11 protein-coding genes and 1 tRNA gene are annotated in these 8,230 nt (G+C 65.8%); 7 read left to right on the top strand and 5 right to left on the bottom strand.

What is annotated here, in order from left to right; all coding sequences use genetic code 11:
• Window positions 1–427: 427 nt before the first annotated feature.
• The 7 genes from DSD19_RS06090 (at window position 428) to DSD19_RS06070 (ending at window position 3,987) form a co-directional block, all read left to right on the top strand.
• Window positions 428–625: a hypothetical protein gene (locus tag DSD19_RS06090; protein WP_113668926.1), complete on the top strand. Its 198-nt coding sequence runs from the start codon at window positions 428–430 to the stop codon at window positions 623–625.
• 10 nt (window positions 626–635) lie between these two features.
• A complete protein-coding gene (locus DSD19_RS21685; RefSeq protein ID WP_165828059.1) occupies window positions 636–803 on the top strand; it encodes a hypothetical protein in 168 nt (55 codons plus the stop codon).
• 11 nt (window positions 804–814) lie between these two features.
• Window positions 815–940, top strand: a complete 126-nt coding sequence (locus tag DSD19_RS22545; RefSeq protein WP_256359735.1) for a hypothetical protein — start codon at window positions 815–817, stop codon at window positions 938–940.
• A gap of 196 nt (window positions 941–1,136) precedes the next feature.
• Entirely contained in the window at window positions 1,137–1,565 is a 429-nt protein-coding gene (locus DSD19_RS21675) for a hypothetical protein (protein ID WP_113668925.1), read from the top strand.
• Window positions 1,565–1,771, top strand: coding sequence for a hypothetical protein (locus DSD19_RS06080; protein ID WP_243627745.1), 207 nt, complete (start codon window positions 1,565–1,567; stop codon window positions 1,769–1,771). The genes DSD19_RS21675 and DSD19_RS06080 overlap by 1 nt, the downstream gene beginning before the upstream one ends.
• A complete protein-coding gene (locus DSD19_RS06075) occupies window positions 1,771–2,784 on the top strand; it encodes a DUF5131 family protein (protein WP_113668923.1) in 1,014 nt (337 codons plus the stop codon). Before DSD19_RS06080 ends, DSD19_RS06075 begins: the two co-directional genes overlap by 1 nt.
• Window positions 2,785–2,931: 147 nt before the next feature.
• Window positions 2,932–3,987, top strand: a complete 1,056-nt coding sequence (locus tag DSD19_RS06070) for a tyrosine-type recombinase/integrase (RefSeq protein WP_113668922.1) — start codon at window positions 2,932–2,934, stop codon at window positions 3,985–3,987.
• Window positions 3,988–4,050: 63 nt separating this feature from the next.
• Here the strand turns inward: DSD19_RS06070 and DSD19_RS06065 are convergent.
• The 5 genes from DSD19_RS06065 to leuD all read right to left on the bottom strand — a co-directional run bounded on the left by DSD19_RS06065 (window position 4,051) and on the right by leuD (window position 8,196).
• Window positions 4,051–4,127: transfer RNA gene (locus DSD19_RS06065), tRNA-Pro, on the bottom strand.
• Between the two features lie 47 nt (window positions 4,128–4,174).
• Complete coding sequence (locus DSD19_RS06060; protein WP_113668921.1) at window positions 4,175–5,125, bottom strand: DMT family transporter; 951 nt, start codon at window positions 5,123–5,125, stop codon at window positions 4,175–4,177.
• A 197-nt stretch (window positions 5,126–5,322) separates the two neighbouring features.
• On the bottom strand, window positions 5,323–6,426 hold the full coding sequence (leuB, locus tag DSD19_RS06055) for a 3-isopropylmalate dehydrogenase (protein ID WP_113668920.1): 1,104 nt from the start codon (window positions 6,424–6,426) through the stop codon (window positions 5,323–5,325).
• Window positions 6,427–6,484: 58 nt separating this feature from the next.
• Window positions 6,485–7,585, bottom strand: coding sequence for an endonuclease/exonuclease/phosphatase family protein (locus tag DSD19_RS06050; RefSeq protein WP_075784420.1), 1,101 nt, complete (start codon window positions 7,583–7,585; stop codon window positions 6,485–6,487).
• A 5-nt stretch (window positions 7,586–7,590) separates the two neighbouring features.
• Window positions 7,591–8,196 (bottom strand): 3-isopropylmalate dehydratase small subunit, encoded by a 606-nt coding sequence (leuD, locus tag DSD19_RS06045; RefSeq protein ID WP_075784421.1) that lies wholly within the window; start codon window positions 8,194–8,196, stop codon window positions 7,591–7,593.
• Between the last annotated feature and the right edge of the window lie 34 nt (window positions 8,197–8,230).

Here is an 8,230-nt window from a genome sequence, read left to right as displayed (position 1 = left end):
GGCGTTTCGAACTCGTCGTGCTCAACATGGAAGAATTGCAGATGGTTCGCCTGATCCCCTGGCAGGAGGCCGCCGATGACTGACCTGCGCCGCCTCATCGCAGCGCGGGATATGGCCGCGCATCGTTCTGGAAGACCCGTCCTACGCGCCCATTTTCGACCGGCTCGACGCCGAGGTGCGGGACGCGGAGGGCAGGGCGAAGGACGACCCCGTGGCCCGGGCGCGGGCCGTGGTTCTTTCTGTGCAGGAGGGGTTGTGATGCTGCGTCATGACGGGGCGGCTTGGTGCGTGGCAGGCCTATTCGGCGTCCTGCTGCACGACGACGGCTGGATGCTTCTGAACCGCAGGCGCGTCGTGGTCGCGTCTGGGCGGGCGCCGAACACAGGGTTCCGGCGCCGCTGGTGGAAGGCAAGATAGGAGATAGACGATGAACCACACGTTGATCCGCTTTGAAAATGGCGGGACCGGATGGACGGAGTTCGAGTGCGGGCGCTGCGGTGTTGACGTCGACATGTTCGACTTCGATCAGGTTGATGTCCTTGAAGCTGCGGAGAACGCTGTCCCGTTCCGGTGTCCAAATTGCCGCGCGGAGGCCGTTCCGCTCGACAAGACCAATCCAGAATAGGAGCGCGGCGATGGATGATGAAGAGAAAGACGCGGCTGCTTACCTTGTCGCCGCCGCGCGTGCTGGTAGCGGCGAGGGCATGACGCGAGGGCAGTTCATCTCCGCCGCTGGCATCTTCTGGGACAGCTGGCATCTTGCGCGAGAGTTCATGGCGGCCCCGACCGACCAGGCGGACTGAGGAGCGCGGGCGTGGCTGACGATCTTTCCCTTGAGCCGATCGTGCACGTTGAGGTGGCGGCGCTGCTCTGCACCTGCGGCACGTCGATCCCGGGCGCCATCGCCGCCTTCCGCCGGGCTCGGGAGGGCGCGGAATGAGCCATGCCCCCAATCTTCTGTTGGCTCAAGCTCTTCTGGCGTCCGGCCTTGCGAATGCCCGCGCCGAATTTCCAGCGCCTAAAAGCCCGCAGACCTGCAACCTCCCGCCGGAGGTGATCGAAGAGCGCGAACGCCCGGTGTCCCGCCAAGTCCGGCGTCGGAAACAGCGTGAAGAAGCTAAGCGGAGGAGCAAGAAATGACAGGCTGGCGCGATATTTCGCACATCGTGGAAAAGCGATGCGGGGATGCGATCTGGGTGCTTTCCGTTTGTGGCGCAGAGATCACGGTGAGCGACTGCCACCCCTCCACCCCCGGCCGCTGGGTAATGTACTGCCATTGGATAACGCACGGCGATGGACCCTGTATCCTTTGCAGAGACCTCGGCGCCGTCCAGACCACGACCGTAGATGAGGCAAAGGCAAGGGCAATTCGCGAGGCAGCTTTTGCGGCGCGCGATCTTCTGGGCGCCGCACACCCACTGACCATAGTTCTTGTGGCACACTTGCCGTCCGTCTGGGCGAGGATCAGAGCGGAGCCGTGGTCGGCGCTGGTGCTGGCGGCCTTCCTCTTCGCGCTAGTCGGGTGGGCGATCACGTTTGCGCTCAGCGGGCCGGGGGTGTGGTGATGGCTGATATCACCAAAGAGGCGTTCGTCGAACGCTTTGTCGGCCACTGCTTGGCGCAATGCGGTTTCACCCACTTCTATGATGGCGAGCCGGTCGAAGCCTACGCCCGGATGGTCGCGCCGTCCTATTGGGCCGATGCTCATTACCGCGCCGATGGGCCGGAAGCATGCGCCGAGAGCGACATGGACTATTGGGGAGAGGATTGATGGCGGAGAACAGCAAGATCGAGTGGTGCAAGCACACGTTCAACCCGTGGATCGGCTGCACCAAGATCAGCCCGGCTTGCGACAATTGCTATGCCGCCGCATGGGATGCACGCTGGGGCAATTCGTGGGGACCGCATGTGCGGCGCCGCACCAGCTCTGCGAACTGGCGGAAGCCGCTGGCATGGGACAAGGCCGCAGCCAAGTCGGGCGTTCGGCATCAGGTGTTCTGCGCCTCTCTGGCCGATGTGTTCGACAATGATCGCTCCATCACCAGCGGGTGGCGCGGTGATCTATGGCACCTGATCCACCGCACGCCGAACTTGGACTGGCTTCTGTTGACCAAGCGCCCGCAGAACATTGCGCGGTATCTGCACCCCGAGGAATACGGTGACCTTCCCGAATGGGGCGATGGCTGGCCCAACGTCTGGCTCGGCACCAGCATCGAGGACCAGGCCACCGCCGACGCGCGAATCCCGCACCTGCTCGCGACACCAGCCGCTGCCCGGTTCGTCTCGGCCGAGCCGCTGCTGGGGCCGGTGGATCTGACGCCTCACCTCCACCAGAAGCGGTGGGGTTGCGATTTCGGCGCAGCGCGCGGCGGCGGATCTGCCAGCGGCACAATTCCCGCGCTCGATTGGGTGATCGTCGGCGGCGAGAGCGGCCCGCGCGCGCGCCCGATGCACCCGGATTGGGTGCGCAGCCTGCGAGACCAGTGCCAGGCGGCGGGCGCGTCCTTCTTCTTCAAGCAGTGGGGGGAATGGTCGCCCTGCACTCTTCTGGGCGACGATGACGGCGAGCCGTCGGCCGCTTACCCTATGGAGGGGTGCGCCGACGGCAGCTCGCATCACGGCGATCAGGAGGCGCGCTTCTGGCATGACGGGGAATGGGTGTTCTGGCCTTACGTGCAGAAACTCCCCGCTGTCGGCGTTCGCCGCGTCGGCAAGCGTGCCGCTGGTCGCCTGATCGACGGCAGGACATGGGATGGGATGCCGGGGGGGCAGCGCCATGGCTGAGCGCCTATTGCCGATACCAGAAGCCGCCCGCATTCTTGGCGTGCCAACCGACAGCTTGCGCCGCGCAGCCGATTCCCATGGGAAAACAATCCGCATCGGTCGCGCTGTGCGCCTGCACCCAAAGGACCTGGAGGACCTGATCGAACTATGCCGCGTCCCTCAAAAGGAGCCCGCCTTTACCAGCGCAAAGACACCCGCCAGTGGGTCATCATCGACGGCGCGAAGCAGCGCCGAACGGGCACGACAGACCGCCGAGAGGCTGAGGCGATCTTCGCGGGCTACATCATCGACCGAGGACGCCCAAGTGGTCCCTCTGAACCTGACCAGATGATGATCGCGGATGTGCTGGACATTTACGGCCGTGAGCGCGCCCCAAGCACGGCAGATCCAGAGCGCATTGCGAACGCGATAATTCCGCTTCTGGACTTCTGGGGCGAACTGCCGGTTTCAGCAATCACCGGCGGGACGTGCCGTCGCTATGGCGCGGATCGGCGGATCTACCGCGGGACGCCGCGCGAACGTCCTGCGGGCGTCGGAACAGTGAGGCGCGAACTCGGCTGCCTGGCGGCGGCCCTTCGATACTGCGCAGGCGAGGGGCACTTGACGCGCGCGCCAGAGGTGAAGCTGCCGGAGAAGAAGGCCCCGCGCGATCGCTGGCTGACACGCGCCGAAGCGGCCCGTCTGCTGCGGGCAGCGAGGAGCAATCCGAAATCCCGGCACCTCGCGTCTTTCATTCTCGTGGCGCTCTACACCGGCACCAGGAAAGAGGCGATTCTGACGCTGAGGTTCGAGCCCCATACCGCCGGAGGCTGGATCGACACCGAACGCGGCGTTCTCTACCGCAAAGCCGAAGACATGCGGGAGACGAAGAAGCGCCGCCCACCGGTGCGGATGCCGCAGAAGCTGCTGGCCCATGCCCGCAGGTGGAAGCGGAACAGAACCTGGGTCGTGGAATACGAGGGAGCGCGCGTCGGGTCGATCAAGACGGCATGGCGTCGGACCATCCGCGATGCCGACCTGCCAGAGGTCACGCCTCACACGCTGAAGCACACGGCGGTGACATGGGCGATGCATAAGGGGGTTCCGCTGGCGGATGCTGCGGGCTTTTTCGGCACGACCGTCGCCACGCTCGAATCGGTCTACCTGCACCATCACCCGAGCTTCCAAGAGGCTACGGCGAAGGCCATGGATGGCTGGAAATGAGGGGTTTCTTTGCGGTTTCTTTGCGGGCCGAGATTTCGGAAATCTCCAAGCCCTTGATTTTATTGGTCGGAGTGAGAGGATTCGAACCTCCGGCCCCTGCCTCCCGAAGACAGTGCTCTACCAGGCTGAGCTACACTCCGACCGCGTGACGGGGGACTTAACGCGGTCCGCGGGCTTTGGCAAGAGGTCATTCCGGGGTCTCTTCGACACCCAGAAGCACCGGGTCCGGGGCGACCCCGGCGCGGTCGGTGGCATGGAGCGCGGGCTGGTTCTCGGAGACCTGCGCGCGGCCCTCGCGCAGGAACACGATCGAGCCGCTGGCCGCGATCACGGCCGCGCCGATCAGCGTGGCGGCATCCGGGATCTCGTCGAAGACCAGATAGCCGATCAGCACCGCCCAGATCATCTGCGAGTATTGCATTGGCGCCACTGTCGCGGCCTCGGAGGCACGATAGGCGCTTATCATCAGCCACATGGCTGTCAGCGCCCCGATGGCGACCAACGCCATGGCGCCCAGATGGGCGACCGGCATCGGCCGGTAGACGACCGGCAACAGGCACCCCATCAAGACCACATTGGCCAGGAGCGGATAGAGCAACAGCACCACGCTGCGCTCCTCGTTGCCGATTTTGCGCACGATCACCGAGACCAGCGCGCTGCTGCCCGCCGAGATGAGGGCTGCGAGATGACCGAAGCTCAGCTCGGACGCGCTCCAGGGGCGCAGCACGATCAGCACACCGATCAGCCCCAGCACCACCGCCGCCCAGCGCCTGGCGCCGACCCGTTCGCCGAGGATCGGCACCGAGAGCGCGGTGATGATCAGCGGTGTCGAGAAGATGATCGCGTAGGTTTCGGCCAAGGGAATCGCCGAGAAGGCATAAAACGCCATCAGGATGTTCAGCATCACCGCGACGGTGCGCAGCGCGGTCCAGCCCGGGCGGCGCGGCCAGAGGCTGCCGCCGTCGCCCTCGCGGATCAGGATCAGCGCGATCAGCGGAAAGCCCAGAAGCGCGCTGAAAAAGAGGATCTGGATCGCGTCGTAATGGGCGCCGAGCCCCTTCACCACGGCATCGTGGCAGGAATAGACGGCAAAACCTGCCAGCGCGAACCCCGCGCCCCGGGCGGTCGATGCGGCCATGGGACATGCTCGTGAGAGACTTGCCTTTCCACCCTTCGGTATTTGCCGTCAGGGTTCAAGCCCGGTCGCGCAAGGCTTCGCGCAGAGGCTGGAGGCAGAGGCTGGAGGCAGAGGCTGGAGGCAGGGGCTGGAGGCGGGGGGCTGACGCGGGCGCTGGAGGCAGGGCGCGCCCGGGACGCGCCCTGCCGTCGATCGGATCAGAGGCTCGCGTCGAGCGCGGCGAGGATCGCGTCGCCCATCTGCGAGGTCGAGACCGGAGTGCCGCCCTCGGCCCCCATCAGGTCGGCGGTGCGGACGCCGTCGCCCAGCACCTTCTCGACCGCCTTTTCCAGACGGGTCGCCTCGGCGCCTTCGTCGAAGGAATAGCGCAGCGCCATGGCAAAGCTCAGGATGCAGGCGATCGGGTTGGCCTTGCCCTGGCCCGCGATGTCCGGGGCCGAGCCGTGGACGGGCTCGTACATCGCCTTCGGACGGCCGTTTTCCATCGGCGCGCCGAGGCTTGCCGAGGGCAGCATGCCCAGCGAGCCGGTCAGCATCGCGGCCACGTCCGACAGCAGGTCGCCGAACAGGTTGTCGGTCAGGATCACGTCGAACTGTTTCGGCCAGCGGCAAAGCTGCATGCCGCCCGCATCGGCGTACATGTGGCTCAGCTCGACATCCGGATAGCTTTCGTCATGGACCTTCTGCACCACCTCGCGCCAGAGGATGCCCGATTCCATCACATTGGCCTTCTCCATCGAGCAGACCTTGTTGCCGCGCTTGCGGGCCAGTTCGAAGGCCGAGCGCGCCACGCGGTCGATCTCGGCCTCGGTATAGCGCTGGGTGTTCAGGCCGACGCGCTGGCCGCCTTCCTCGATGATGCCGCGCGGCTCGCCGAAATAGATCCCCGAGGTCAGCTCGCGCACGATCATGATGTCGAGCCCCGAGACCACGTCGCGTTTCAGCGACGAGAAATCGGCGAGCGCGTCGAAGCATTGCGCCGGGCGCAGGTTGGCGAAAAGATCCATCTCCTTGCGCAGCCGCAGCAACCCGCGCTCGGGCTTCAGGCTGAAATCGAGAGTGTCGTATTTCGGCCCGCCAACGGCGCCCAGAAGCACCGCGTCGACCTCTTGCGCCTTGGCCATGGTGGCATCCGACAACGGCTTGCCATGGGCGTCATAGGCCGCGCCGCCGACCAGATCCTCGGTCACCTCGAACTTGAGGTCGCGTTTCGTGCCGTACCAGTCGATGATCCGGTGGACCTCGGCCATAACCTCGGGGCCGATGCCGTCGCCGGGCAGGATCAGAAGCGTATTCGTCATTTGCGGATGTCCTTGTCTTGAAGGGTTGAAATCGGGGTAGCGGGCCGGATTTGGTCCGTCAAGGCAGGGCGAGATCCACCCAGACGAGGCGGTGGCGCGAGGCGGTGCGCACCGTTTCGGCCAGCGGGCCGTCGGCGGGCCAGAAGACGCCGGCGCCGGTAATGTCGATCTTTGAGGAGGGCAAAACGTAGTCGACGCGAAGGTTTCCCGGCCCGTCCTCGGGCCAGTTGGCGGTATCGCGGGCAGGCGCGCCCCTTTGGGTGGCATTGGTGCCGGTTTGCGGGGCGGCGGCCCCGCCCGGGCTTTTGGGCAAGGGGTCGGTCAGGCGCGGATCGGCCAGGAAGGCGCGCATCGCGGCGCTGCGGCCGTCGCCATCCTCGGGGTCGAGATTGGCATCGCCCAGAACCACGAAGGTGCCCCGGGGCGGCGGCACATCCAGCGCGCCGTCGAGATAGAGCGTCCAGAGCCGAAGCTCGTCGCGGTTCCTCAGCCCGTTGCGGTCCTCGGGGCCGTCGAAGACGGGCGGCGTGGCATGGAAGGTCAGCAGGTGCAGGACGCTGCCGCCCAGATCGACCGGCACGTCCCAATGCCCGGTGGTCGAAAGCCGCTGCACCGCCTGTGCCTCGGCCGAGGGGAAGGGGGTGCCGTCGGTCTCGGGCAGGGTCGCGCCGGGCAGGTCGCGCCAGAGCATCGCCGAGAAATCGCGCACTTCGTCGGTCAGGATGGGAAAGCGCGACAGGATCGCCATGCCGTCCTGCCCGGCGAAATAGCCAAAGCCCTGGGCATCGCGCGGCCCGCCCAGACGGCCGTCGCCATCGAGATCGAGCCCGGTGCGCAGGCCGGTATTGGGGCTCAGTGCAAAGCGATGGGGATAGTCCAGATCGCGGGCGCGCAGCAGATCCGCCAGCGCCGCCAGCGCCAGACCGTCCAGGTCGAAATCGATCCCCTGCAGCGCGAGGATGTCGGGCCGGGCGGCGGCGATCACCTCGACCACCGCCGCCACCTGGCCGTCCTTGCCCGACAGGATGTCGCGCAACAAAAGCCCCGGCCCCTTGCGGGAGAGCTCGGCGTTATAGCTGGCCACGCGCAGATCGGCTGCGGCGGGAAGGGCAAAAAAGACCGCAAGCAGGCCCGGCACGATTGCGGCGGGCCTGCGCATCCGGGTCAGACCCAGGGCCGGTCCTGGGCCATCCGCGACTCGAAGCCGTCGATGGCGGTCGCCTTGTTGAGCGTCAGGCCGATATCGTCGAGCCCTTCCAGCAGGCAATGCTTGCGGAACGGATCGACCTCGAAGGCGATCTCGACCCCGTCGGAGGTGGTGATCGTCTGGTTTTCCAGATCGACCGTCATGCGGGCATTGGCGCCCTTCTCGGCATCCTTCATCAGGATGTCGACCTGCTCTTGCGGCAGCGGGATCGGCAGGATGCCGTTCTTGAAGCAGTTGTTGAAGAAGATGTCGGCAAAGCTGGGTGCGATCACGCAGCGGATGCCGAAATCCTTGATCGCCCAGGGGGCGTGTTCGCGCGAGGACCCGCAGCCGAAATTGTCGCCCGCGACCAGGATCTGGGTCTCGCGATAGGCGGGCTTGTTCAGCACGAAATCGGGGTTCTCGTTGCCGTCCTGATCGTAGCGCATCTCGTCGAACAGGTTCACCCCCAGCCCCTCGCGCTTGATCGTCTTGAGGAACTGCTTGGGGATGATCATGTCAGTGTCGATATTGACCAGATCAAGCGGCGCGGCGATGCCGGTGAGTTTCTCGAACTTTTCCATTCGTCTCAGATCTCCTAGCGCCGTCCGCGCCGCC

The sequence above is a fragment of the Rhodovulum sp. BSW8 genome (assembly GCF_003314725.1).
Lineage (GTDB): Bacteria > Pseudomonadota > Alphaproteobacteria > Rhodobacterales > Rhodobacteraceae > Rhodovulum > Rhodovulum visakhapatnamense.
The sequence above is the reverse complement of the archived record's forward strand: the minus strand, read 5'-3'. Positions and strand labels throughout refer to the sequence as shown.

What these genes read in the sequence shown, in the direction of transcription:
- DSD19_RS06090 (WP_113668926.1), top strand. Translation starts at nt 428, where the DNA reads ATGAACCACACGTTGATCCGCTTTGAAAATGGCGGGACCGGATGGACG.
- DSD19_RS21685 (WP_165828059.1), top strand. Translation starts at nt 636, where the DNA reads ATGGATGATGAAGAGAAAGACGCGGCTGCTTACCTTGTCGCCGCCGCG.
- DSD19_RS21675 (WP_113668925.1), top strand. Translation starts at nt 1,137, where the DNA reads ATGACAGGCTGGCGCGATATTTCGCACATCGTGGAAAAGCGATGCGGG.
- DSD19_RS06080 (WP_243627745.1), top strand. Translation starts at nt 1,565, where the DNA reads ATGGCTGATATCACCAAAGAGGCGTTCGTCGAACGCTTTGTCGGCCAC.
- DSD19_RS06075 (WP_113668923.1), top strand. Translation starts at nt 1,771, where the DNA reads ATGGCGGAGAACAGCAAGATCGAGTGGTGCAAGCACACGTTCAACCCG.
- DSD19_RS06070 (WP_113668922.1), top strand. Translation starts at nt 2,932, where the DNA reads ATGCCGCGTCCCTCAAAAGGAGCCCGCCTTTACCAGCGCAAAGACACC.
- DSD19_RS06060 (WP_113668921.1), bottom strand. Translation starts at nt 5,125, where the DNA reads ATGGCCGCATCGACCGCCCGGGGCGCGGGGTTCGCGCTGGCAGGTTTT.
- leuB (WP_113668920.1), bottom strand. Translation starts at nt 6,426, where the DNA reads ATGACGAATACGCTTCTGATCCTGCCCGGCGACGGCATCGGCCCCGAG.
- DSD19_RS06050 (WP_075784420.1), bottom strand. Translation starts at nt 7,585, where the DNA reads ATGCGCAGGCCCGCCGCAATCGTGCCGGGCCTGCTTGCGGTCTTTTTT.
- leuD (WP_075784421.1), bottom strand. Translation starts at nt 8,196, where the DNA reads ATGGAAAAGTTCGAGAAACTCACCGGCATCGCCGCGCCGCTTGATCTG.